At 66.0% G+C, this 19,438-nt stretch carries 39 protein-coding genes; all 39 read right to left on the reverse strand.

Features of this window, described 5'->3' with window-relative positions:
• Positions 1 to 40 precede the first annotated feature (40 nt).
• Positions 41 to 226 carry a hypothetical protein gene (locus tag RLT59_RS07270; RefSeq protein ID WP_311302648.1) on the reverse strand — a complete coding sequence of 62 codons (186 nt, stop codon included), beginning with the start codon at positions 224 to 226 and terminating at the stop codon, positions 41 to 43.
• Positions 223 to 543 (reverse strand): hypothetical protein, encoded by a 321-nt coding sequence (locus RLT59_RS07275; RefSeq protein WP_311302649.1) that lies wholly within the window; start codon positions 541 to 543, stop codon positions 223 to 225. The genes RLT59_RS07270 and RLT59_RS07275 overlap by 4 nt, the downstream gene beginning before the upstream one ends.
• The gene (locus RLT59_RS07280; protein ID WP_311302650.1) at positions 540 to 1,061 is read right to left on the reverse strand and encodes a hypothetical protein; all 522 of its coding nucleotides are present in this window, start codon (positions 1,059 to 1,061) and stop codon (positions 540 to 542) included. Before RLT59_RS07280 ends, RLT59_RS07275 begins: the two co-directional genes overlap by 4 nt.
• Positions 1,062 to 1,113: 52 nt before the next feature.
• The gene (locus tag RLT59_RS07285; RefSeq protein WP_311302651.1) at positions 1,114 to 1,251 is read right to left on the reverse strand and encodes a hypothetical protein; all 138 of its coding nucleotides are present in this window, start codon (positions 1,249 to 1,251) and stop codon (positions 1,114 to 1,116) included.
• A gap of 36 nt (positions 1,252 to 1,287) precedes the next feature.
• Positions 1,288 to 2,073 carry a sigma-70 family RNA polymerase sigma factor gene (locus RLT59_RS07290; protein ID WP_311302652.1) on the reverse strand — a complete coding sequence of 262 codons (786 nt, stop codon included), beginning with the start codon at positions 2,071 to 2,073 and terminating at the stop codon, positions 1,288 to 1,290.
• A gap of 200 nt (positions 2,074 to 2,273) precedes the next feature.
• On the reverse strand, positions 2,274 to 2,489 hold the full coding sequence (locus RLT59_RS07295; RefSeq protein ID WP_311302653.1) for a hypothetical protein: 216 nt from the start codon (positions 2,487 to 2,489) through the stop codon (positions 2,274 to 2,276).
• Positions 2,490 to 3,083: 594 nt separating this feature from the next.
• A complete protein-coding gene (locus RLT59_RS39310; protein ID WP_399124974.1) occupies positions 3,084 to 3,500 on the reverse strand; it encodes an HNH endonuclease in 417 nt (138 codons plus the stop codon).
• Positions 3,497 to 4,180: an HNH endonuclease gene (locus RLT59_RS07300; protein WP_311302654.1), complete on the reverse strand. Its 684-nt coding sequence runs from the start codon at positions 4,178 to 4,180 to the stop codon at positions 3,497 to 3,499. The genes RLT59_RS39310 and RLT59_RS07300 overlap by 4 nt, the downstream gene beginning before the upstream one ends.
• Positions 4,164 to 6,020, reverse strand: a complete 1,857-nt coding sequence (locus tag RLT59_RS07305; protein WP_311302655.1) for a DNA polymerase — start codon at positions 6,018 to 6,020, stop codon at positions 4,164 to 4,166. The genes RLT59_RS07300 and RLT59_RS07305 overlap by 17 nt, the downstream gene beginning before the upstream one ends.
• Complete coding sequence (locus RLT59_RS07310) at positions 6,017 to 8,509, reverse strand: phage/plasmid primase, P4 family (protein WP_311302656.1); 2,493 nt, start codon at positions 8,507 to 8,509, stop codon at positions 6,017 to 6,019. Before RLT59_RS07310 ends, RLT59_RS07305 begins: the two co-directional genes overlap by 4 nt.
• Positions 8,510 to 8,604: 95 nt before the next feature.
• Positions 8,605 to 8,814 carry a hypothetical protein gene (locus RLT59_RS07315; RefSeq protein WP_311302657.1) on the reverse strand — a complete coding sequence of 70 codons (210 nt, stop codon included), beginning with the start codon at positions 8,812 to 8,814 and terminating at the stop codon, positions 8,605 to 8,607.
• Positions 8,811 to 9,215 (reverse strand): hypothetical protein, encoded by a 405-nt coding sequence (locus RLT59_RS07320; RefSeq protein WP_311302658.1) that lies wholly within the window; start codon positions 9,213 to 9,215, stop codon positions 8,811 to 8,813. The genes RLT59_RS07315 and RLT59_RS07320 overlap by 4 nt, the downstream gene beginning before the upstream one ends.
• Positions 9,205 to 9,672, reverse strand: coding sequence for an HNH endonuclease (locus tag RLT59_RS39315; protein WP_399124977.1), 468 nt, complete (start codon positions 9,670 to 9,672; stop codon positions 9,205 to 9,207). Before RLT59_RS39315 ends, RLT59_RS07320 begins: the two co-directional genes overlap by 11 nt.
• Positions 9,669 to 9,959, reverse strand: a complete 291-nt coding sequence (locus RLT59_RS07325; protein WP_311302659.1) for a hypothetical protein — start codon at positions 9,957 to 9,959, stop codon at positions 9,669 to 9,671. The genes RLT59_RS39315 and RLT59_RS07325 overlap by 4 nt, the downstream gene beginning before the upstream one ends.
• The gene (locus RLT59_RS07330) at positions 9,956 to 10,126 is read right to left on the reverse strand and encodes a hypothetical protein (RefSeq protein WP_311302660.1); all 171 of its coding nucleotides are present in this window, start codon (positions 10,124 to 10,126) and stop codon (positions 9,956 to 9,958) included. Before RLT59_RS07330 ends, RLT59_RS07325 begins: the two co-directional genes overlap by 4 nt.
• 133 nt (positions 10,127 to 10,259) lie before the next feature.
• Positions 10,260 to 10,505 (reverse strand): hypothetical protein, encoded by a 246-nt coding sequence (locus tag RLT59_RS07335; protein WP_311302661.1) that lies wholly within the window; start codon positions 10,503 to 10,505, stop codon positions 10,260 to 10,262.
• The gene (locus RLT59_RS07340; RefSeq protein ID WP_311302662.1) at positions 10,502 to 10,714 is read right to left on the reverse strand and encodes a hypothetical protein; all 213 of its coding nucleotides are present in this window, start codon (positions 10,712 to 10,714) and stop codon (positions 10,502 to 10,504) included. The genes RLT59_RS07335 and RLT59_RS07340 overlap by 4 nt, the downstream gene beginning before the upstream one ends.
• Positions 10,714 to 10,908, reverse strand: coding sequence for a hypothetical protein (locus RLT59_RS07345; protein ID WP_311302663.1), 195 nt, complete (start codon positions 10,906 to 10,908; stop codon positions 10,714 to 10,716). Before RLT59_RS07345 ends, RLT59_RS07340 begins: the two co-directional genes overlap by 1 nt.
• A complete protein-coding gene (locus RLT59_RS07350) occupies positions 10,905 to 11,069 on the reverse strand; it encodes a hypothetical protein (protein ID WP_311302664.1) in 165 nt (54 codons plus the stop codon). Before RLT59_RS07350 ends, RLT59_RS07345 begins: the two co-directional genes overlap by 4 nt.
• Entirely contained in the window at positions 11,066 to 11,446 is a 381-nt protein-coding gene (locus RLT59_RS07355) for a phiSA1p31-related protein (protein ID WP_311302665.1), read from the reverse strand. Before RLT59_RS07355 ends, RLT59_RS07350 begins: the two co-directional genes overlap by 4 nt.
• Before the next feature lie 72 nt (positions 11,447 to 11,518).
• The gene (locus RLT59_RS07360) at positions 11,519 to 12,076 is read right to left on the reverse strand and encodes a phiSA1p31-related protein (RefSeq protein ID WP_311302666.1); all 558 of its coding nucleotides are present in this window, start codon (positions 12,074 to 12,076) and stop codon (positions 11,519 to 11,521) included.
• 69 nt (positions 12,077 to 12,145) lie between these two features.
• A complete protein-coding gene (locus RLT59_RS07365) occupies positions 12,146 to 12,415 on the reverse strand; it encodes a hypothetical protein (protein ID WP_311302667.1) in 270 nt (89 codons plus the stop codon).
• Entirely contained in the window at positions 12,412 to 13,065 is a 654-nt protein-coding gene (locus tag RLT59_RS07370) for a DNA (cytosine-5-)-methyltransferase (RefSeq protein ID WP_311302668.1), read from the reverse strand. The genes RLT59_RS07365 and RLT59_RS07370 overlap by 4 nt, the downstream gene beginning before the upstream one ends.
• A complete protein-coding gene (locus tag RLT59_RS07375) occupies positions 12,962 to 13,462 on the reverse strand; it encodes a DNA cytosine methyltransferase (protein ID WP_311302669.1) in 501 nt (166 codons plus the stop codon). The genes RLT59_RS07370 and RLT59_RS07375 overlap by 104 nt, the downstream gene beginning before the upstream one ends.
• 82 nt (positions 13,463 to 13,544) lie before the next feature.
• On the reverse strand, positions 13,545 to 14,027 hold the full coding sequence (locus tag RLT59_RS07380) for an HNH endonuclease (protein ID WP_311302670.1): 483 nt from the start codon (positions 14,025 to 14,027) through the stop codon (positions 13,545 to 13,547).
• Positions 14,028 to 14,038: 11 nt separating this feature from the next.
• A complete protein-coding gene (locus RLT59_RS07385) occupies positions 14,039 to 14,770 on the reverse strand; it encodes a recombination directionality factor (protein ID WP_311302671.1) in 732 nt (243 codons plus the stop codon).
• Positions 14,771 to 14,868: 98 nt separating this feature from the next.
• Positions 14,869 to 15,504, reverse strand: coding sequence for a hypothetical protein (locus RLT59_RS07390; RefSeq protein ID WP_311302672.1), 636 nt, complete (start codon positions 15,502 to 15,504; stop codon positions 14,869 to 14,871).
• Positions 15,497 to 16,042, reverse strand: coding sequence for a C40 family peptidase (locus RLT59_RS07395; RefSeq protein ID WP_311302673.1), 546 nt, complete (start codon positions 16,040 to 16,042; stop codon positions 15,497 to 15,499). Before RLT59_RS07395 ends, RLT59_RS07390 begins: the two co-directional genes overlap by 8 nt.
• Complete coding sequence (locus RLT59_RS07400; protein WP_311302674.1) at positions 16,039 to 16,437, reverse strand: hypothetical protein; 399 nt, start codon at positions 16,435 to 16,437, stop codon at positions 16,039 to 16,041. The genes RLT59_RS07395 and RLT59_RS07400 overlap by 4 nt, the downstream gene beginning before the upstream one ends.
• The gene (locus RLT59_RS07405; protein ID WP_311302675.1) at positions 16,434 to 16,646 is read right to left on the reverse strand and encodes a hypothetical protein; all 213 of its coding nucleotides are present in this window, start codon (positions 16,644 to 16,646) and stop codon (positions 16,434 to 16,436) included. The genes RLT59_RS07400 and RLT59_RS07405 overlap by 4 nt, the downstream gene beginning before the upstream one ends.
• A 1-nt stretch (position 16,647) precedes the next feature.
• Entirely contained in the window at positions 16,648 to 16,818 is a 171-nt protein-coding gene (locus RLT59_RS07410; protein WP_311302676.1) for a hypothetical protein, read from the reverse strand.
• Entirely contained in the window at positions 16,815 to 16,973 is a 159-nt protein-coding gene (locus tag RLT59_RS07415; RefSeq protein ID WP_311302677.1) for a hypothetical protein, read from the reverse strand. The genes RLT59_RS07410 and RLT59_RS07415 overlap by 4 nt, the downstream gene beginning before the upstream one ends.
• Positions 16,973 to 17,167 carry a hypothetical protein gene (locus tag RLT59_RS07420; RefSeq protein WP_311302678.1) on the reverse strand — a complete coding sequence of 65 codons (195 nt, stop codon included), beginning with the start codon at positions 17,165 to 17,167 and terminating at the stop codon, positions 16,973 to 16,975. The genes RLT59_RS07415 and RLT59_RS07420 overlap by 1 nt, the downstream gene beginning before the upstream one ends.
• Positions 17,167 to 17,349: a hypothetical protein gene (locus RLT59_RS07425; protein WP_311302679.1), complete on the reverse strand. Its 183-nt coding sequence runs from the start codon at positions 17,347 to 17,349 to the stop codon at positions 17,167 to 17,169. Before RLT59_RS07425 ends, RLT59_RS07420 begins: the two co-directional genes overlap by 1 nt.
• Complete coding sequence (locus RLT59_RS07430) at positions 17,349 to 17,696, reverse strand: hypothetical protein (RefSeq protein WP_311302680.1); 348 nt, start codon at positions 17,694 to 17,696, stop codon at positions 17,349 to 17,351. Before RLT59_RS07430 ends, RLT59_RS07425 begins: the two co-directional genes overlap by 1 nt.
• A complete protein-coding gene (locus RLT59_RS07435; protein ID WP_311302681.1) occupies positions 17,693 to 17,860 on the reverse strand; it encodes a hypothetical protein in 168 nt (55 codons plus the stop codon). Before RLT59_RS07435 ends, RLT59_RS07430 begins: the two co-directional genes overlap by 4 nt.
• Positions 17,857 to 18,108: a hypothetical protein gene (locus RLT59_RS07440; RefSeq protein ID WP_311302682.1), complete on the reverse strand. Its 252-nt coding sequence runs from the start codon at positions 18,106 to 18,108 to the stop codon at positions 17,857 to 17,859. The genes RLT59_RS07435 and RLT59_RS07440 overlap by 4 nt, the downstream gene beginning before the upstream one ends.
• Positions 18,109 to 18,132: 24 nt before the next feature.
• The gene (locus RLT59_RS07445) at positions 18,133 to 18,858 is read right to left on the reverse strand and encodes a DNA-methyltransferase (RefSeq protein ID WP_311302683.1); all 726 of its coding nucleotides are present in this window, start codon (positions 18,856 to 18,858) and stop codon (positions 18,133 to 18,135) included.
• Between the two features lie 190 nt (positions 18,859 to 19,048).
• Entirely contained in the window at positions 19,049 to 19,393 is a 345-nt protein-coding gene (locus RLT59_RS07450) for a DUF7574 domain-containing protein (RefSeq protein ID WP_311302684.1), read from the reverse strand.
• Between the last annotated feature and the right edge of the window lie 45 nt (positions 19,394 to 19,438).

Consider the following 19,438-nt stretch of genomic DNA (forward strand, 5'->3'; position numbering starts at 1 on the left):
TGAGGAAGCTCCGCAAGTCGACTTGCGGAGCCCCCGTCGGCTACTCCGCGAAGTAGGTGTTCGGGTCTTCGATCAGGCGCCAATCGCCGTCGACGTTCTCCCACACCATGACCGTCACGCTCCAGCGCCGGCCCGTTGCCAGTGCGGTGCGGACGTGGCGCTCCAGGCTGTTGCTGGTCCACGCGCTGTTGCGACGCGGATTGAAGGTCAGGAAGCGGTCGTTCATGCGGCACCGCCTGCCAGGAACGCCGCCATGGCCACCACGTCGGCGCCCGTGTGCTCGGTGCCGGCCAGGAGGGACTTGGCGCGGGTAACGAGGGACTCTCGGTCAGCGGCGGCCGAAGAGACGGAGTCCAGGAGTTCTACCTCGTGCACCCACAGCCCCTCGCCGTTGACGCCTCCGTCGGTACGAACCTCGTATGGGAAACGGTCGTCGCGGTTGTCGATCGAGACAACCGATCCAACCGCCCCAGCGTGCCGACCCGGGGTGTTCTCGTACTCCCGGACCACGCGGACCCGGTCGCCAACCGTGATGTCGCTCATGCGTTGTCTCCTGCCAGGAAGCGGGCGACGGCCAGGAGGTTCGGCACGTCGCGGGAACCGACCAGGGCACGGGCCTGCTCCAGGATGTCCATGCGGGCGTTCTTCGCGCACAGCTGCTCTGCGTTGTCCGTGTCGACGGGGGCCACCTCGTACGCCCACACGATGTTGTCGTCCGCCTCGTCAACCCGGACTCGGTACTTGCACTCGGTGCTGTCGGTGCGCGTCAGCACTCCGACGCGGCCTGCGTACTCTGGGAGGCAGCCCTCCGGGCGAAGGATGCGCACCCTGTCGCCCACCTTGATGTCGCGAACGGCGGGCTCCGTCGGCATGGGCGCCTCTCCCCCGTCCACCTCATCCGCCAGGGCCAGGATGCCGCGGGCGAAGGTGCGGGCGTCGGCCGGCGAGACGTAGACGCTGTCACTGCCGTACGGGTAGAAGGCGACGTGTTCGCCCACGGTGCCCACGGCCTTGATGCGGTCGCTGGGGTCGTCCTGGCACGTGATCTTGTACTCCGTCATGCTCTCTCCTCCGTCGTGATGATCAGTAGCTCCGCAAGTCGACTTGCGCAGCTCAGTCGAAGCTGTAGCCGTCCATCGGTTCGCCGTCGCTCCGCGCCTCCACGGCCAGGAGGACGTCACCGCCCCAGAGGGCGGCCTCCTCCGGTCGCACGCCCTGGACGTCGTAGTCATCGAGAGAGGGGAAGGTCATGGTCGTTGTCCGTTCCGTTGTAGTTGGACGAGTGACTCAGGCAGCTAGCGTGATGTGGTTGCCGGCCGCGACATTGCGGGCGGAGACGACTCCGTGCGCCCGCAGCTGACGCACGGCCTGGCACTTCTTGTGCGAGGTGACGCCCAGTTCGTCACTGGCCTGCTCATCGGTGATCTTGCGCCCGCCGACGCCGTAGAAGGCGCGGAGCGCGTACGCCTGACGCTGCGGAATCTGCGTCAGCAGCCACTGGGCCAGATTGCGGCGCTCAGCCTCGTCCGTGAAGTCGGCCGTTGCGTCCGGCAGGGTGTCCCCCAGCGTGGCGCCGTGAGCGTCGGAGGAGAGGGGAGCCTCCAGGCTGTCCACGTCCGCAAGTGCCTCACACACGCTCACAAATGCTTCACGCGAGATACGGTGCGTCACGTCCGGGAAGGTGGATACGATCATCCAAGCGCGGTCGGCGTCCCCGTCGGCCTCCCAGAACGCCCGGCGAACCCGGATCACCATCACAGGGTTGACGGTCAGTGCGCTGCTCGTCCGGATCCACTCCTCCGCAATGGCGCGGCGGATTGCCCGGTAGGCGAACGACGAGAGGGACGCTGCACTGCCGTCCGTGGAGTACTCGCGGATGTGCTGAATGAGTACGATCCGGCCCTCCTGGAGGAGATCCTCCGCCTTGCCCTCCTCGGCCGCACCCTTCGCCGCGGAACGGATGACGCTTCGGATCATGGGGTCGTACGCCGAGACGATGTCCCACATCGCCATCTCATCCCCGCCCTGCGCGGCCAGGATCTGAGCGTCTGTTACGGCGACCGGGTTCGACATGGGATCTCCTCGTGAGTGCTTGGCGTGACTTAGTTATGGGGCGATGGAGCCAAGATGTGACGCGGGACTTTTGTGGCCTGCGTCACATGTAAGGCGGCGAATGAGGACGCACTCCACCCAGCCCCTGGCGTGAGGTGAGTTGAGGCTGCCGGAGCCCCGCAGTCCGAGCGCTGGGGGGCTCCGCTAGTCGACTTGCGGAACTAGACGTCCTTGATCAGGAGTCCGTAGGCGTCGGCAATGTCGACGTCGGCAAGGGCGAGCGGGCAGGAGTCCCAGCCGGCTGCGCGGTAGAGGGTCTCTGCGTCGATGAGATCGTCTTCAGAGTTGTGCAGGAGCGGAAGACCCAGCAGCTGCGACAGGTTCCGAAGTTCGGCCGCCTGCTGAACGGTTGAGCGCGGCCCCGTCAGTACGTTCATTGCATTCCCCCGGAACTGGAGCCTCCCCCTCCCAGTGAGCAAGGGCTCGGTCCATTGATGCGGTAGCACCTCGCACGTAAGCGATGGCGTACGTGGTGTGCGAGATGCCGATTACCAGTTGTTGCTGTAGCGCTCCACGAGCGCCGTCCAGGGCGACGTTCTCTGTCGGGCGGGAGGGGTCGTGCGTCCCGGCACGTCCGGTCCCATCCGGATCCACGTCAGGCCGTCGGCCCGGCATGGTCACTGCATCGTCGTAGATCGACGCCATCTGACGGAGTTCGATCAGGTCACGTTCCAGCGTGTCCAGAAGAACCGTCAAATGCTGTCCGTCTGCGATGTGAGATGGACTGTAGGTCACGGACCCTCCACGGGCAATCGTCAAGCGGCTGGGATACGACGGCTTTTACTAGGGGTATGTGCCGGTTTGCGGTACCTGTGTGAACGCTGAGTAAGTACGACTAATGTCGCGCGACCCGTCCGACCTGCGGTTCTGTCGCGCAACAGACGACTGGTCCAGTATTGAACCTGTTACCCAGTCGTGACATCTATGAGGATGTGAAGGCGGCGTGTACGCCGTGAGATTGCGTCAGGATCTCAGCGCGTAACCGTAACCTCGCGCTCCGTGTCTGCTTGAGCTGCGAGAACTGACAGCCAGTCGGACATGTCCAGATCACTCTTCATCCGGTTGCACTCGGCGCACGCCGGCACGAGGTTGCACTCCTCGTGAACGCCCCCCTTCGCAAGGGGAATTGCGTGGTCCACTTCCAGTACAACCATCGGGCCGAACGAGGCGTCACAGTAGACACAGGACCACCATTCCAGCTCCTCCCACCGTCGCAGAGTGTCACGGTGGGAGGGGCCGTGCGGCGGCTCGGGAGTGCGCATAGGGGGCGATATGGGACGAGGGCGAGACGCCGAGCGGACGGCAGTGGGCGCGAATCCGGCCACTGCCGTTCGGTCAACTCCGGTCATCCGTCGGGGCGATGGTGCGGGGAGACGGACCGGCATCATGCGCCCTCCGGCTGAGAGCCGAACTGGCGGTGCAACCACTCCCACGGGTCCGCGTCGTTCTTGCTCAGGTTGCAGTCCGCACACGAGGGCACGAGGTTTTCAATGCCGTGCTCTCCCCCCCTGGACAGCGGGACGACGTGGTCAATGTGCTCGAACGGGCCCGGACAGTAGACGCATCCGTACATGCCGTCTTCGTCCCACTGCCGGTAAAGCTCCCGCATCGTGAACGGCACGATGCTTGCCGCGATCTTCCGCGCACGCCTGCGGTCGTTGTTCTCCCGGAGCGTTTCGGGATGCGCCGCCCCGTACGCACGGGAGTACGCACGGGCGTGCTCCACGTTCTCCCGGTACCACTTCCGGTGGCGGGCCCGGTGCCGCTCAGGATCCTCCCGGTAGTTCCCCCGGGCCCATGCCCGGTACTCATCTCGTCGGGCCTCACGGCTGTCTCTCAGCGCCTTACGGAACCGCTCCGGGTCGTCGGCGTACCTTTCCCGGGAGCGTTCGTTGACCCGGTCCCGGTTGTTCAAACTCCAGGTAGCGGTTCGTGAGTTGTGACACGACTTGCAGGACGGGTACAGCCCGTCCTTCTTCCGCGTGTCCTTGTAGTAGTCGGTCGAATGCTTCGACTCGCCGCATGTTGAGCACGGCTTCGACGATGCTCCGTCAGTAGTCGGCGCCATACGCCGCTCCCCAAGATCGCCCACCGATTTCGGCCTCCGCCGCGATGGGTACGCCGAACAGGTCAAAGGTCATGCACTTCTCGATCTCGTGGCCGATCTCCTTTGCCTGAGCGGCAGGCACTGACGCGATCGTCTCGTCATGGACGACCAGGCGGAGGTACTCCGTCAGGCCGGCGTCGTCCATGTTGATCAGCGCCTGCCCCAAGCAGTCCCGAGCCGTGGACTGGCAGAGGTAGTTGGTCGCCGCGTACGTCCGCGACCGGTCCAGCGGAAGACGTCGTCCGGTGACGCTGGTCAGCACCATGCCGTTGGAGAACGCCTCGCTCTGCCACCGGTTCGCCGCTCGTCGTACCTCTGGGTACACCCGGTGGTAGGCAGCGACGGCCCGCTGTACCTCCTCCATCGGGGCGCCAGTCTGTCGCTGGATCGTCGTCGCACCACCCCCGTAAACGACCCCGAACCCGATAGCCTTAGAGATCTTGCGGTGCTTAGGTGTGAAGTCACGGCCGAAGACAAGTTCCGCGGTGAACGAGTGCAGGTCCCTGTCTTCGTTGATCGCCTCCTTCATCCTCTTCACGCCGGCCAGGGCCGCCAGGACACGCAATTCCACGGCCTGGAAGTCAGTGCTGATGAACACGTGACCCTCGTCAGCCAGGAAAGCCCGCCGGATCTTCCAGTCCCCCGACGGCAGAGTCTGTACGGCAGGGTTCGTCACGGACATGCGTCCCGTGCGAGCCTGCATGGTCCGGATGTTCGGGTGGATGCGTCCCGCCCGGTCCACGGTGGTCAGGAAGTTGTCCGCGTAGGAGGACTTCCACTTGCCCGCCCGCTTGGCCCGGATCACAGCAGCTGCAAGCGGGTTGGGGGTGCGGACGTCCAGTCGGTTGCCGTACAGGTCCATGTCCGCCAGGGCAGATAGGACCGCCTTGTCTACCTTGACGGCACCGCCGGCCGTACGCTCCAGGAGTGACTCACCCATGCCAATCAGAGCCTCGGAGATCTGTGCGGGTGAGCCGATCTTCTCCACGCCGTACGACCGGACGATGGCGGACTGCGTGGCCTCCTCCTCCCCCAGTTCGACGGACAGCTGACGGGTGTAGTCCTGGTCCAGGAGAAGGCCGCGGATCTGCATGTGACCGCAGATGCGGGCTACCTCGTGCTCGTAGTCAACGAGACGTTGCGGAACGCCCAGCGTCCGCAGCTCTGCCATCAGCTTGGGCAGGAGGCGCGCCGTCAGGATGACGTCTCCGCCCCCGTAGGACTGGTAGATCGGGTGCCAGAGATCAATACGGCTGAAGCCGGTGGCCTTCGTCAGTCCCAACGACCGGAAGACGCCCGTCAGGTCGCCCTGTGTGTCCGCCGCCTTCGGGTCGATGTAGTGGTCTGAGAGCGGCTTGAGCGAACTCCCGATCCCTCCCTCCTGCACCTGTCGCGGGTCCACCAGTTTGGACATCAGCATCGTGTCCCGCGACGCCCGGCACAGCTCGTTGTAGTCAACCCCCAGGTGCACATGAAGCGCAGGAGCGTCGAAGCCGTGCCAGTTGTGACCGACGATCCCGACGCCGGCGATCAGGATCCGGAGCGCGGTGCGAGCGGCCTCCTTGAACGGCTCACCAAGCTCCGTCGGGATGTTCCACGCCTCGTCGGCGCTCCCGAACTGAACCATCCGGATGTACTCCGGGTCGCCGCTCAGGATCTGCAAGCCGTGGGACTCCGAGTCCACGGCCACCCGCTCACGCTGTCGGCTGACCCACGCGATGAACTCCGCCAGGTCCTCCGGCCGCTCCGGGACGGAGACCGGGAACTCACGGCCCAAGAGAGGAAAGGTGTAGTGCCTCACGATGCCTCCTTCGGCTGCTGAAAGATGTCGGTCGGACCGGCAGGGCCGGCTGGCTCGCTTACGTCCTCCGCGAGTCGACTCGCGCGCTCCTTCTCCTGGTCCGTCATGAGACGAAGGTTGTTGAAGCCCCATGCCCCGCGCTTCTTGTCCTTCTTGAAGCCGCGGGACTCTAGCTCGATTGCGAGGGCCCACCCCGAGAGCCGCTCCTTGCGGTCCAGGCTGGCATCCTCGGCCCACTCCGCGTAGGTGCGCCGAATCGCCATGGGAGCCACTCGCACACCCTCCTCGCGGACAGTGCAGGCGTTCAGGAACTCCTGAAGCCGGTCCTCCGACTCCCGGTAGTCCTGTGTTGCGGTGGCGACGGAGGACGGCTCGCCCAGCCCCTGCGCGTACCACTCCACGGCGCCGGCAACGGCCCACGCGAGGATCCCCTCCGCCTCCTCGCGCAGCCTGGCGGGAAGGGTCGTGTCCTTGTTGCCCCGGGCGTAGGAGAACGTGGCGTCGAACGGGATCAGCTTGACCCGCCTCCAGGTCCCTTCGTCCTGGCTGAGGATGGCTGGCTTGAAGTTCCCGGCGACGAGAAGGAGGAACGACGGCACGTAGGTGAACGGGTTCTGGTTCAGGAACCGGCACGTGATCGGATCTCCGCCCGTCAGCTGCTTGACAAGCGCCTCCGCCAGGCGGGAGTACTTCTCCGTCTCGCTCGCTGTCACGAGCCGCGCCCCGCGAAGGGAAGCCAGTTCGGGGCTCGCCTGGCCAACGTTGACGGACTTCTCGAAGGTGCTGAACTGCGTCGCCTGCGTGACGCCGCGGAAGACGTGGATAAGTGCGTCCAGGAAGACCGACTTCCCGTTGCTCCCCTGCCCGTGCATGAACGCGAAGCAGTGCTCAGACGTGCTCCCGGTGCAGCCGTAGCCGACGAGCCGCTTCATGAACCCCGGAAGGTCGGGATGTCCGGGAAACACCTCCGTCAGGAACTGGTTCCACCGCTCCGCGGGTGCGTCGGGGTGGTACGCAACGGCCAGACGCTTCGTGATCATGTCCGCGGGGGTGTGGGTATGGATCTTCCCCGTACGAAGGTCGACGGTTCCGTTGGCCACGGACAGCAGATCGTGCCGTGCGTCGAAGTCGGCCGCCTCTGCTCGTACGCCGGGAACAGACGGCAGCACCTCGATGACGTTCTTGATGGACAAGTTACTCAGCGCCTTGAGCGCCAGCTTTCGAGCACCGTCGTCACCACTGCTGATCAGCTCCGCTCCCATCTGAAGCAGGGCGGACCGCACGTCGCCGCCTCCAGGGGCCCACACCCTGCCGTCCCAGACGAGAAACCCGATCCCATCCGCGTACCGAACTCCTCCGCCGGTGCGTGCCATGTAGTCACGCAGCCGGACCGCGATGCCTACGTCAGTGATGTCGAACGCTTCGCGGGAGGACACGCTCATGGTCTGAAGTGCAGCGTCGGTATCAGACACGTCCGTTTCCTCCTTCGGCAGTTCGGGTGTCGGGGCGGGCCTCAGCTCCACCACGGGGGCGGAGCGAACGGCGGTGTGAAGCTCCGCGGGGAACGTCGCCGGCGTGCGCTCCCGCCAGTCGGTCAGGTCCTCCTTGGCGTTGGGGAACGGCAGCTGTCTCGGGTGGTTGCCGTCGGCCACGAGCGCTGTCGCCAGGGCGCCAATGCCTCGCGCTCCTGCGTCGTCGGGGTCGAAGGCGAGCACCACGTCACGGCCGCGCAGCTGCTCCACGAGTTCCGCCACGAGGGCGGCGTTCCGGGCCGGTCCGGCGCCACGGATGATCAGTGCGTCATAGCCGACGCCGACAGAGGTCAAGCCGTCTCCGGGGCCTTCGGTGACAAGGATCGTGTCGTAGCCCGTACCAGCAGAGAGAACGCCGTACTTCGCCCATGTCTTGCCGTCAACGTTGGCCAGGGAGACCCAGCGTGCTGGGCACTTACCGGACAGGTCCCGCCCCTGGAGGCCACGAACCACGCCGTCGAATCCGACGAGCGGGACAGTCAGCCGCGGGTAGCGGGAGAATCCGCGGGTGAGCCAGGCTTGCGGGCGGTCACCGGGCGCCGCATAGCCGACGTCCAGGTCGTCCGCCTGCTCTACGGAGAGGCCGAAGCGGTCAGCCAGGTACGCCACCGCCTCCGGTGAGTCCGTCAGTGCGGCCGACGTCTCGTCGACGAACATCTTCAGGCCGGCGATCTCCCCTGGCCCGATGGACTCCGGCGCCTTCGCGCTGATGGTCCGAGCGCCCTGGCCGTCGACGTTGAAGAAGTCGGACGGAGCGAGCCCCAGCTCCTGCATCTTGGCGGTCACGACCTTCTGCGCGCAGCCGGCCCGGCAGACGTAGAGAAGCTGCCCGTCCTCCTTGAGAGTCAGCTTCAGGCTGGGGGTGGTGCGGTCTCGATGCGCCGGGCAGAGCGCAAGGTGGCCGTCGTGATCGTCGACGACCCCACTCAGGCGCCCCAAGATTTCGGTCAGTCGCACGGCTCTCCTCTCGTGGTGGGCGGTCTCCTACGCACTCAGCCCCCGGGACCAGTGGTCACCGGGGGCTAGGTACTTGCGCAAGTCGACTTGCGGAGCTACTCCTCGTCCTCGGACTCCTCGTACGTCACTGACGTCGGGGAGGCGCCGTACGCCGTGAAGTTCGACGCGTGCTTGTCTCCGCGCGAGAGCACGTGAGCGACCCACCCGCGGGCGTCCTCCAGAGTCAGTTCACCGCCCTCGTACTCGTCGCCGTCCTCCTTGACGACGAGCGTCGCAGTGAACTCGATGACGACCTGCTGTCTCACGCTGCCTCCCTGTGTCGCTTGTCGAAGTCCTCGTACACCGTCGGAGCGATGTCTCGGAGGATCTCCTCCGCGTCTTTCAGCCGGTTCATCAGCCGCACGTCCGTCGCCACATCGCGCACGACGTAGCCGTCAGCCACGCCCTTCATGCGCCGCTTGACGACCGCGCAGCCGAAGGGCTCGCCGGCGTTGATGGCTTCGCGGTTGGCCTGCTTGATGTAGTCGGAGAGCGTGATCGTCTTCTCGGCCTTCGCCTCCAGCGCGTGGAGGTACAGGCCGCTGATGTCTCCGATGTCGAGACGGCCCATTTGGACATTTCTGTGGGCTGACGGGTTGTGGTGCTCGCGGAGGTAGGCGACGATCAGCGATTCCCAGGCGGTGCCCTTAGCCTTATTAACGGACATGGGCCCACGACCTTCCGTGGATGAGGTTGTTGATCCCGGGGCGCGACAGCTTGAACTCGTCAGCGAGATCGCATTGACGTTCTCCCAATGCCGCCCGTCGTCGAATGCTTCGGACGTCGTCCTCAGTGAGGCTCGTGGAGTAGTGCTGCTCGCCCCGCCTGGTGGTTCCGTGCCGCCCCTTGTCTTCCGCGTTCTCTCCGGCCGTGGCCCATCGAAGATTCTCCGCACGGTTGTCGTGCGGGTCACCGTTGCTGTGAGCTGCCTGGTGGAGTGCCGACGGGGGCGGTCCGTGGAACGCTTCACACACTGCTCGGTGCACGCTCCGACATCTTCCGTTCAGCGTCACCTTCAGGTAGCGAGTGGTGGTGCTGTACAGCTTCGCCTCTCGAAGTACGCGCCCGTCGGACGCTACCCACAGCCCCGGCTCTCCGGGAACCTCTCTGATCTCAAGCGTCATGCGCTCTCCTCTCGCAGCTCCCGCGCCTTGCGCTTCAGCACGCCCGGCAGATCAGTGGTTCGACTCAGCGTCTCCGCCATGTCCTCCAGCACGCCGGCCAGCAGCGCGCGGACGTCGGGGAGGACCTCCGTCAGAGGGCCGTGTTCGGCGCTGACATCTTCGATCGAAACTCGCTGAGTCGACGGGTAGATGGCGGACCCGTTGGCGCGCGCAGACAGCCGAAGCCACCCGGGCTCCACTTCCATCCACGTGTCGCCGTCGCAGTCCTTGAACTGTCGGTCGCTCATGCGCTCTCCCCTCTCGGTGTGTGCAGGTGTGCGTAGAGCCGCGACAGCGCCGGCCAGAAGGATGGATCGACGACCCGTTGCAGTTCTTCGAGCAGTCGCTCCCGCTCCTCGGTGGTGAGGTAGACGCAGTACTGATGGAGCGTGGCTGACTTCCGATAGGCCCTCATGCGCTCTCCAACTCCCTCAGGAACTCGTCCGTCATCCACGGCCAGGCCGACCGGGTCGCGCGGGATGTGCGCTCTACTGGTTCCTCGTCGGGCTCGGCGTGGATGATGCGGAGTCCGGGGCCGTCGCCTATCATCACCACTCCTCGTGCTCGGAGATGTCGCCGTACGTCAGGCCAGCTCCCGGCTTGGCCGGCAGCTCCACGTACTCCAGCTTGTGCACCATGACGGCCGCCACGTTCGGGCGAGCAGCCATACCGGCAACCATGTCGGGTACGTCTTTGGCGTCGTAGGTGAAGTTCTCCGAGACGCGGGCGGTGGTGCCGTCCTCGTTCACGAAGCGGGCCCGCATCCGGAACAGTTCTCCGTCGAAGACGCTCACTGGACGTCGCTCCACTCCGTGTAGGCGCTCTGAATCTGTGCCGACGACACCCAGTCCAGCTTGGCGTACGTCGTACGCTGGCCCCGCGCTGCTCCGATGCTGTTGAACGGCCCGAAGACCTCCACGCTCTCCCCACGCCAGTTCGGGCGAGACAGCGTTACCTTCAGCCGGTAGACATCGACGCCATCGCCAACCATCTGCCGTGCCATCAGTTCTCCTCCCGATTGATCACGTGGACGATCGCCCCGCGCACGAGCGCGACACCGACGGCCTCCCAGTACCGCGCGAAGTCCTTGCGCTCCGTTGCCGACCGGCGCAGCCGGATCAGGTCGTCCCTGCCAGCCGCGCGGATGTCGCCCAGCGCGGGGGCGTTGGCGGCGTCGATGGTGTGGATGGCGGTCATCGGGCCTCCAACCACACGATGTCGTGCGCCTTGCTGTCCTGGTTGTCGCTGATGGCCAGCACCTCGCCGGAGTACAAGACGCCGTCGTCGTAGCGGGCGATCTGGACCGTGCGGTTGGGGTCGGTGTTCTTCAGTCGGGCTATGAGTTCAGCGACGGTCATGACGTCACCTTCTCCAGGGGGCCGTAGCCGTGAACGATGCTCGACAGGGTGTCGCCCCGGTTGTCTCGGCCCGCGTACATGGTCACGTAGGGGTCGCCTCCGTCAGTCCGGCGCCCGGTGAAGGTCCAGGTGTCGTCCTCCTGATCGATGTACGCGGCGTGCAGGTCGTACGTCACACCGCCGTACTCGAAGGTGTCGGCCGACGTCTCCGGAGCCGTGGGCTTGGTCAGTGACGCCAGGAGGCTCGTCAGGCATCCGGTGTAGTCGAGCGCCTCCAACACACCCTTCAGGCTGCTGGCCTCGTCCTCCGTCAGCGTCAGGACGACGACCGTCTTCTCCACCGTCTCCGTGCGGATCTCGTACTGTGCCTCAGCCATGCTCTCTCCTCGTCTCGGCTGTGCTCCTACGCACTCAGCCCCCGGGCCACATGGGCGCCGGGGGCGAGGGTGCTACTGCGCGGTGAGCGGGCCCCACGCACGGACGACGTCACTCAGCGGCTCCCTGATCCAGCACGACGTGTCGTCGGACAGGGGCATACCGCCCGTGCCGGGGCGGTCGAACTTCCAACGGTCGCCGTCACGGTCCTCGTACGTCACGCCGTACTCGTAGATGGTGCCCTGGTACTCGAAGCCGTCGCCCGGGGTGACCTTCTCCATCACGCTCGCCAGCGCCGTGAAGGTCCGCGGGCTGTCGTCGGCCGGCGGATCCACGAGCTTGACGACGTAGACGTCCGCCCCTCGCGTGTTCGCGCTGTCGAACGGACCGTACTCCACCGTGGCGCGGCTTCCGGGGCGGGTCGTCAGGGTGATGGTGCCGCCAACGGCGAAGACAGGGGCGACGGGTGCGGCAGTCAGGTCGGAGACCCTGTGCGTGACCTCCTCTCCGTTCTCCTTGCGCACCACATAGACCGTGTAACTCCCGAAGGTGCTGCTCACCGGTCCGTACGTGATCTCACCGTTGGTGCTCTTGAACGCCTGCACCTTGTCGCCAACCTTGAACTCCGTCATGCTCTCTCCTCCATGCCAAGCGGAAGGCCCCCGCATCATCGGTGCGCGGGGGCCTAGTGGTGCGATCGGTCAGGCGGTCGGGGCGTCGCCAATGACGACGAGCCGGTCAGCGGTGACGGTCTGGATGGTCAGCGTCTTGCGTGCGATGAATCCGGAGTCACGACCGGTCGGCTTCACGACGACCTTCGGTACGACGATGCCCGCCGCCTTGTCGCTCTTCAGCTCCAGGACCACGGCCTCTGAGAGGCGAACGACGTTGCCCTGACGGGAGGCGTAGGACACGACAACACCCGGTCGGATCTCGGCTCCGGTGTAGTCGGTCAACCTTGCCTTGCTCATGTGCTCTCCTCTGTGAGTGTCTTCTGCTCCAGGCACCAGCGGAACGCGTAGTAGCTCTGCATCGGCACCACGCCGTTCCCAATACGGCCGATCTGCTCTTCGCGCGTCAGCCCGGGGACGTCGGTGACCCATCCGTTGGGCAGACCCATGAGCCACTCAGCGAACTTCGGCGCCAGCTTCACGCCGCCCCGCGGACCGAACATGATGGGGACCGGTGCCGCCGTACCCATCAGAACTTCCCAGCGATGGACGGCTGCCGCGAACGGCCCCCACCACTCGGCCGGCGTGTGCGGACCGTCGACCGGATCCGCGTCGGGGTCGACGTCCAGGAGGAAACAGACCTCGTCCTCCAGCGTCGGCCCGTGGCCGCCAGCTTTTCGCTTGTCCGGGTGCTGAGCGCTCCCGTTCCGTGCCAGGTTGGCGGTCGGAGTCTTGAACAGCTGCTCCGCCCTCTCCCGCGGGAAGAGTCGGGCGACGGCCGTTACGAGGTCGTCTCCACCCGAGCCGTCCCGGTCCCGCTTCGCGAAGTCCGGTCCGCGGTACCCGTCAGAGACCGTTGGGGATGGAAGGTGTGGCAACGCAAAACCACCTGTCACGGTGGTGAGGGGCGCCGACCTCTGAAGCTCGAAGAGACGTCCACGTCGCGTCATACCCGATCTCGTAAAGCGATGCGAGGACCTCGTCTTGTCCCCGATTACGGAGTGCTGAGACGTTCTCCAGGAACGCGTATCGGGGTCGAAGGACCCGAATTGCTTCGGCAACGTTGAACCAGACTGAGCTTCGGTCACCCTTGATCCCCTCCCGCTTTCCTGCGTTGCTGATGTCCTGGCAGGGGAACCCCGCCGTGATGGTGTCGACTTCTCCGACGAGCGGTGTCCACGTCTGGTACCTGATGTCACCAATGTTCGGCGCGTCGGGGAACCGGTAGGACATCACCTTGCATGCCGCTCCGTGCACCTCCGCGACGATGGTGACCTTGTCACCGATCAGCCGCTCCACTGCGATTCCCAGACCGCCGTACCCAGCGCAAAGTTCAAGGATCGGCATGCGCCGCCCTCCTCATGTGTGCGTATGCTCGTGAGTACGCAGCCCCTTCCGATCTCTACTCGGAAGGGGCTGCGCTAGTGGGTTACTGCACGTGCTTCCATGTGCGTCCGGTCTCGATGAACCGGATAGCCCGTCGGGACACGCTGTGTCGCGTGGCAATGCTGGCGATCTTCTCGCCGTCCGCCAGGCGTACACGGACGTCCGGCACTTCGTCGGCAGTCAGCTTCGAGTTGCCGTTCCGCTCCCCGGTCTGACTCGTGCCGTGCACCTTCTTATGCGCGTGGTTCTCGGCCGGCGTGATCCACGCCAGGTTGCTGACGTCGTTGTGGTCCCGCACACCATCCATGTGCGCACACTCCGTGCCCTCCGGGGCGGCGCCGCTGAACGACTCCAGCACCACCCGGCTTACGGACTTGTTCACCCGCGCACCGTCGTCCCGGATCATCATCACTCGCCGGTACCCGTCGGGCGTTGCCGCACTGCGCAGCTCCCGACGGGGCCCAAAGATGCGACCGTCAGAACTGACGACGTACTTCGAGAACCCCGGCACCGGAGCGAAGCTCACGCCGCCCACCGTCAGGCGACCTTCGCGAGCCACTCCGGGTCACCGTCCGCGTTCGCCGTTGCCGCGTAGGCCCCGGTAACGGTGATCAGCGGGCGGGAGTAATTGACGTCCCGCCCGGACTTCGTGGTGTACGACACCGGGTCGATGACCAACGTCGCCGTGACCGGGCCGTCGTACTCGTCGATGGCGGCAATGACGTTGTGCAGGTTCTTCACAAGGTCCCAGGACCCCGAGTTGAACCGGAACACGCCCAGCTCCGGCTTCTCCGCCAGCTTGAACTGAAGGTCAATGCTCGGCTTCGGTCCGCGGCCCGCACGTGCCTTGTCCTTCCGATCCTGGAGGAGCGGCGGGCAGCCGCACGCCTCGCCCTTGTCCTCGTCCGGCGAGAGGAACTCGACCCCGTCGCAGTGGTGGACGAGGCCGGACATCCCGAAGAGCTTCATCGAGGCGTCCAGCTTGTCCGACGACTCGATGATGATGTCCACCGAGGCCGACTCGGTGAGGACTTCGAGGTTGTCTTCGCGATCGGTCTGCCACTCCTCCGGCTCCCCGCCCAGCAGGCTCGCCAGTTCCGCGGCCACCACCGGGTCACCCGTCGTGACGCGCCACTCGTTCAGCGCCTCCGGCTGCTTGCCGACGAGGCGACCGGAGCGGAAGCGGCCGACGATGTCGGAACTGAACTGCCGCTCGCGGGGCTTGCTGTCCGGGTCGGTGTCCCAGATACGGCTGATGTTGTTCGCCATGTGTGAGTGCCTCTCGTAGGTTGCGTGTGCGTCGCGGGTGCGCTCTCCCCCGCTGACTTAGTTATGGGGCGATGAGGACCAGATGTGACGCGGGACTTTCAAGATCTTTTTAGCCGGTAGACGGCGCCGTCCTCGTCGGTTCCCACGTGCTCCAGCTGGGGGGCTGCGCAAGTCGACTTGCGGAGGTCGGCCAGCTCCGCTTTCAGGCGGGCGATCTCCGCGTCACGCAGCTCCAGCGCCTCCATGCCGAAGTTCGCTTCGTCCGCGGCTCGCCGGCGGGCGGAGATCCAGGCGAGGCGGTAGCGGTCGCGCTCGTCGGCGGTACCTTCGTACGCCATCAAGGCGCCTTCGAGCATGGCCGACCGGGCGTTCACGTTGTCGACGTGGAGCTTCGCCCCGCCCACCTTTGCTTCGGACAGGCGGAGAGCACGGGTCAGGCGTGCCACCTCCGCGAGCGCCTCGTTCAGGCGGCGCCCATTGGACTCCGCCCACGCCTGGAAGTACGTCACATCGGCGCGGGCGTCCTTCAGGGCTTCGCCCAGGCGCTCCACGTTGTCCACAGCGGCGTTACGTTCACGGGCTGCGTCGTCGTGTGCCCGCTCCACGCTCTCGATCTTGGCGCGGGTACGGGAGTTTTCGTCGCGCCAGCGCACGACGTCGAACCGGTCGTAGCACACTTCGGCGGAGTGGATCTCAAGGAGCGTCTGCCCGTCACACGCGCACCGCTCACCCATTGGCCAGCCTCCAGAGGTCTCGGTCCGTCGACGTCACGCGCTTCGCGTGCAGGAGCTTCCACAGGTCCCCGGGCGTGACGTCGCCCGGGAGCCGGCCGTCGTCAAAGAGATGCACGTCGGCGCGGAGGTGTACCTCGTCGACCAGTTGCGAGCAGATCAGATGCCCCGTGGACGCCACGAAGTTCCGCACCAGCCGGGGCCGGACGTGGAAATGCGCCAGGCCCAGCGAGACGTAGTCCAGGTAGCTGTACGGGGTACCGACGAGGGAGCGCGCCTCCATGGCGATGTTGAACCGCGTCTGATCGTCCAGCTCGAAGTGCCCCGTCGACCACTCGACAACGGGACTCGCGTCCTCCAGGCGGATTAGCTCCGCGCCCGACGGCATCGCTTGCACGATCATGCCGTTGCCGACGTACACCAGAGCGTGCTGCACCGGAGCGGCGTCTCCGATGAGGGCCTGTCCGACGGCGATGGCCTTACCCGTGATGCCGGTGATCTTGGTCAGCCCGAAGTCTCCGACCTGCGGGATCTCGGTCACTTGAACTCCTCCTCAGATAGCGTGTGTGCCTTGCTGAGCGCCTCCACAACGAGCGGCGCCCACTTCCTCCGGCGTGCCTCCACGACGCGCTCCCACGGCCGCAGGTGGGCGCGGAAGGCGTCACTGGAGGACGGTGCCGTGTCGACGAGTCGCTGAAGCCGGAGCGCCTGCGCATACCGCTGATACGCCCGTAGCTTCTGGCGGGTCTGCTCCAGCTGCCACTGCATGCGGGCGTCGTACTCCAGCTGCCAGAGCGAGCGGCCAGCGGGCCCGGGGAAGGTCTCGCACCGGATGCATTCGGATGCCCGCCCGTGCCAAGGGGTCTCGCGGAAGTCCGTGCGGGGCTTGTGGCGTCGGCAGAGACCGGTACAGAGCAGGGCGGTACGGTCGTTCACGCCGCCCCCACCTTCGCCAGCATGGCCGCGAGCCACTGGCCGGCTAGGTAGTCAACGATCCCGGGTGACCACCCGCGGGCGATCAGGTCCAGTCGCATGCCGTCGGCCGTGTCGAAGAGAGGCTCAATGTAGGTGCCGCGGACCTCCATGAGTCCGGCCATGAACGCTTCACGCTGCTCGTCGACGGTGGGTGTCTTGGATCCGAACATGTCAGCGGCCTCCCCGCGGGTCGTGGTCTCCGACGTACTTGCCGGCGTCACGGCGCTGCCGCCAGTACTCGTCTTCCTCTGCCATCCGCTTTACGGCGTGCTTCGCCGCTCCGACGATGGCCGTCAGCCCGTCCGCCTCGTCAGTCCGGACGTGCGGGTCTGCGGTGCTCACGCGGTCACCTCCAGGTCTGCCAGGAGCGCGCGGGCGGGGCGTTCGTCGTCGGTCAGCCCGTAGTTGTCGATCAGCCGCAGCGAGCGGCGGATTAGCTCCAGCTCCGCGAGCGTCAGCTCCACGTCGACCGTGCCTGTGGACTTGATGACTGCCATCAGCTCTCCTCCTTCTTCCAGAGACGTGCTTCACGGCGCCGCACGATGCGGCGGAACCACGCCCCCTTGTCGCCTTCGTCGGCGTAGCGGTGCGGGATGATGCGGCTTGCGGCCAGCAGACCGTTGGGACGGCCGGCACGGTTCTTGCGGCTGTGCCAGCGCGACCGGCCGGTCCCGGGGACGGGAGCGCTCATCAGCTCTCCTCCTTCTCCTCAAGAAACCTGGCCACCTGCAGCACGTCATAGACGCTGATCGCCTCGCCCCACGTCAGGTCAGTGACGAGGCCGTGTGCCTGCCGGAACAGATCCAGGCGCCGCATCTGGCGTTCCACGTCGGCCAGTTCGGGCGACGGGTCGCCGGCGTCGATGGCTGCCATCAGACACACCCCCCGAACTCCGCGCCGTAGCCGTGCACCTGGCCGTCGTTCTTCGAGTTGCCGCAGCCCTGGCACCGGTTGACGTAGCTGTCCGGGTCAATCTCGTCAGCGGCCTCGTTGCAGTCGCTCATGTGGTCGTCGGTGTAGTCGCGCAGGCGGTCGGAGTTGCGGATCTTCTGCGCCGCTTCGCGCAGGATCGCATCCCGGTAGGCGCTGACCTCGCTCGCTGCGATGGCCCGGTACTCGTCAGCGTCAGCCGTCCGGGCGTTGTGCCAGGACGTCATCACCTCGTCGCTCTCGAAGAGCGCTGCGGCGAATCGCTCGATGAACTCTGTGTGGGCGCTCATGACTCGCGCCGCTCGCTGGGTGTCCAGTCCGCTACCACGTTGGGCAGCATGTGTTCCCGGATGTACTCCTTGGTCCCCTCATTGGTCCAGCAGCCGACTTCAAGCAGGCCCCGGAGTGCCTCGCTGAGGATGTGTCGTTCACGCATCAGGTCTCGGGCGCTCATGCCGCCAGCTCCTCGTTCATCTCCGCCAGGAGCGCGCTCACGTCGTCGGAGTTCATGACCACAGTCGAGATTGTCTCGCCCTTGGCGTTGCGGGTTTCGAGGTCGAACTCAATGCCCCGGCGGGTGATGGTGACTTGCGACCCGTCGGCGGTGTGGATGGTGGTGGGCACCGGGCGGCTGGCCATGAGTCGGGCGGCAGCCGGGTTGTCTCCAACGATGCTGATCTTGGTAGCGCGTGTGTGCTTCATGGTCTCTCCTCGGCGTAATGGGTGTTACAGCGCTTCGGCTGCGTCGGCGACCTTCTCCGCGGCCTTGATCCGCTCCACGGTCGTGGCGGCGTAGGTAGCGTCCAGCTCCACGCCGATGAACTTCCGGCCTTCCAGCACGGCCGCCACGCCCGTGGATCCGGAGCCGGCGAAGGGGTCCAGAACGGTTTCACCGACGGTGCTGGACGACTCGACCAACTGACGCATGAGCGGCACGGGCTTCTCCGTCGGGTGGCGCTTGACTCCGCGGGAGTTCGGACGTGGAAAGCGCAGGACCGATCCTTGACGGAGACGTGCCGCTAGCCGGCCATCGCCGGACGCTCGGTTCGCCGCGCTGGGGGTCAGCACCCCGAAAGTGAGTCGCTCATGTTGCGGGGCCCACGGCGACGTCAGGTCGCCCGGTCCGATCAACTCCTTGTCCCAGACAAGATCAGTCGTACCGCCCAGCCGCATGGGTCCGCTCAGCTGCTCAGTGGTGTACCCGAAGACGTAGACGTGTCGTCGCGCCCGAAGGACAGTGGTGTACACACCGAGCAACGCGGGAACGTCAAGGGATCCGTCGTCACCCGCCAGCTTTGCAAACTTCGACGCCCGACGTCCGGACTGCCACTTGACGCCGTAGGGCGGGTCGGTTGCGATCATGTCGACCTTCTCCGCCACCAACTCCAGCGCGTCCGCTGCGTCTCCGTGAATGATCGTGGCTCTCTCGGACTGGTAGACGATCTCTGCCATGGCTGCTCTCTCCTCTGCTCTGTGGTTACACGCCGAAAGCCCCCGGCGCCGAAGCAACCGGGGGCTGAAGGACTTGCGCGAGTCGACTTGCGGAGCTAGTGCGGACCGGGACACTGGCTGGACGGGCAACCGTGGGAGTGGCACCAGTCGGGCGACCGCATGTCTTCTTCGGTGGCGCTCAGGGTGTGTCTCATGCTGCTGCCTCCTGCTTCTTCGCCAGCCGGCGGACCTTGCGAACGAGCCGCTCCACGTCGTCGCGCTGGATCTCCTGTCCGCTCACCCACGAGCGCGCCTCACGAACGAACGCCGTGACGTCGTCGATGCGCTGGAGGTCGTTGACCGACGTGTGGTTCTCAAACGGGGACGGGCAGGAGCAACCGGAGTCGGTCGCCCAGAACAGGACGCCGTCCTCCGCCCGCTGCCACACCGCCAGGATGCTGAACTCGTAGTACAGGGTCGGGTCACACAGCTCACCAACGGACGTCAGCCCGAACTTCTCCGGTGAGCAGTAGACGTCATCGTCGCCGTATCCCATGCTCTCTCCTCGTCGCATGCCGAAGTGGGGGCGCCCGGTGTGGAC

The sequence above is a fragment of the Streptomyces sp. ITFR-6 genome, assembly GCF_031844725.1.
Lineage (GTDB): Bacteria > Actinomycetota > Actinomycetes > Streptomycetales > Streptomycetaceae > Streptomyces.

Excerpts from the sequence above, each read along its gene's own strand:
- RLT59_RS07270 (WP_311302648.1), bottom strand. The coding sequence starts at position 226 with ATGAACGACCGCTTCCTGACCTTCAATCCGCGTCGCAACAGCGCGTGG.
- RLT59_RS07275 (WP_311302649.1), bottom strand. The coding sequence starts at position 543 with ATGAGCGACATCACGGTTGGCGACCGGGTCCGCGTGGTCCGGGAGTAC.
- RLT59_RS07280 (WP_311302650.1), bottom strand. The coding sequence starts at position 1,061 with ATGACGGAGTACAAGATCACGTGCCAGGACGACCCCAGCGACCGCATC.
- RLT59_RS07285 (WP_311302651.1), bottom strand. The coding sequence starts at position 1,251 with ATGACCTTCCCCTCTCTCGATGACTACGACGTCCAGGGCGTGCGACCG.
- RLT59_RS07290 (WP_311302652.1), bottom strand. The coding sequence starts at position 2,073 with ATGTCGAACCCGGTCGCCGTAACAGACGCTCAGATCCTGGCCGCGCAG.
- RLT59_RS07295 (WP_311302653.1), bottom strand. The coding sequence starts at position 2,489 with ATGAACGTACTGACGGGGCCGCGCTCAACCGTTCAGCAGGCGGCCGAA.
- RLT59_RS39310 (WP_399124974.1), bottom strand. The coding sequence starts at position 3,500 with ATGATGCCGGTCCGTCTCCCCGCACCATCGCCCCGACGGATGACCGGA.
- RLT59_RS07300 (WP_311302654.1), bottom strand. The coding sequence starts at position 4,180 with ATGGCGCCGACTACTGACGGAGCATCGTCGAAGCCGTGCTCAACATGC.
- RLT59_RS07320 (WP_311302658.1), bottom strand. The coding sequence starts at position 9,215 with ATGTCCGTTAATAAGGCTAAGGGCACCGCCTGGGAATCGCTGATCGTC.
- RLT59_RS39315 (WP_399124977.1), bottom strand. The coding sequence starts at position 9,672 with ATGACGCTTGAGATCAGAGAGGTTCCCGGAGAGCCGGGGCTGTGGGTA.
- RLT59_RS07325 (WP_311302659.1), bottom strand. The coding sequence starts at position 9,959 with ATGAGCGACCGACAGTTCAAGGACTGCGACGGCGACACGTGGATGGAA.
- RLT59_RS07330 (WP_311302660.1), bottom strand. The coding sequence starts at position 10,126 with ATGAGGGCCTATCGGAAGTCAGCCACGCTCCATCAGTACTGCGTCTAC.
- RLT59_RS07340 (WP_311302662.1), bottom strand. The coding sequence starts at position 10,714 with ATGGCACGGCAGATGGTTGGCGATGGCGTCGATGTCTACCGGCTGAAG.
- RLT59_RS07345 (WP_311302663.1), bottom strand. The coding sequence starts at position 10,908 with ATGACCGCCATCCACACCATCGACGCCGCCAACGCCCCCGCGCTGGGC.
- RLT59_RS07350 (WP_311302664.1), bottom strand. The coding sequence starts at position 11,069 with ATGACCGTCGCTGAACTCATAGCCCGACTGAAGAACACCGACCCCAAC.
- RLT59_RS07355 (WP_311302665.1), bottom strand. The coding sequence starts at position 11,446 with ATGGCTGAGGCACAGTACGAGATCCGCACGGAGACGGTGGAGAAGACG.
- RLT59_RS07360 (WP_311302666.1), bottom strand. The coding sequence starts at position 12,076 with ATGACGGAGTTCAAGGTTGGCGACAAGGTGCAGGCGTTCAAGAGCACC.
- RLT59_RS07365 (WP_311302667.1), bottom strand. The coding sequence starts at position 12,415 with ATGAGCAAGGCAAGGTTGACCGACTACACCGGAGCCGAGATCCGACCG.
- RLT59_RS07370 (WP_311302668.1), bottom strand. The coding sequence starts at position 13,065 with ATGACGCGACGTGGACGTCTCTTCGAGCTTCAGAGGTCGGCGCCCCTC.
- RLT59_RS07375 (WP_311302669.1), bottom strand. The coding sequence starts at position 13,462 with ATGCCGATCCTTGAACTTTGCGCTGGGTACGGCGGTCTGGGAATCGCA.
- RLT59_RS07385 (WP_311302671.1), bottom strand. The coding sequence starts at position 14,770 with ATGGCGAACAACATCAGCCGTATCTGGGACACCGACCCGGACAGCAAG.
- RLT59_RS07390 (WP_311302672.1), bottom strand. The coding sequence starts at position 15,504 with ATGGGTGAGCGGTGCGCGTGTGACGGGCAGACGCTCCTTGAGATCCAC.
- RLT59_RS07405 (WP_311302675.1), bottom strand. The coding sequence starts at position 16,646 with ATGTTCGGATCCAAGACACCCACCGTCGACGAGCAGCGTGAAGCGTTC.
- RLT59_RS07415 (WP_311302677.1), bottom strand. The coding sequence starts at position 16,973 with ATGGCAGTCATCAAGTCCACAGGCACGGTCGACGTGGAGCTGACGCTC.
- RLT59_RS07420 (WP_311302678.1), bottom strand. The coding sequence starts at position 17,167 with ATGAGCGCTCCCGTCCCCGGGACCGGCCGGTCGCGCTGGCACAGCCGC.
- RLT59_RS07425 (WP_311302679.1), bottom strand. The coding sequence starts at position 17,349 with ATGGCAGCCATCGACGCCGGCGACCCGTCGCCCGAACTGGCCGACGTG.
- RLT59_RS07430 (WP_311302680.1), bottom strand. The coding sequence starts at position 17,696 with ATGAGCGCCCACACAGAGTTCATCGAGCGATTCGCCGCAGCGCTCTTC.
- RLT59_RS07435 (WP_311302681.1), bottom strand. The coding sequence starts at position 17,860 with ATGAGCGCCCGAGACCTGATGCGTGAACGACACATCCTCAGCGAGGCA.
- RLT59_RS07440 (WP_311302682.1), bottom strand. The coding sequence starts at position 18,108 with ATGAAGCACACACGCGCTACCAAGATCAGCATCGTTGGAGACAACCCG.
- RLT59_RS07445 (WP_311302683.1), bottom strand. The coding sequence starts at position 18,858 with ATGGCAGAGATCGTCTACCAGTCCGAGAGAGCCACGATCATTCACGGA.
- RLT59_RS07450 (WP_311302684.1), bottom strand. The coding sequence starts at position 19,393 with ATGGGATACGGCGACGATGACGTCTACTGCTCACCGGAGAAGTTCGGG.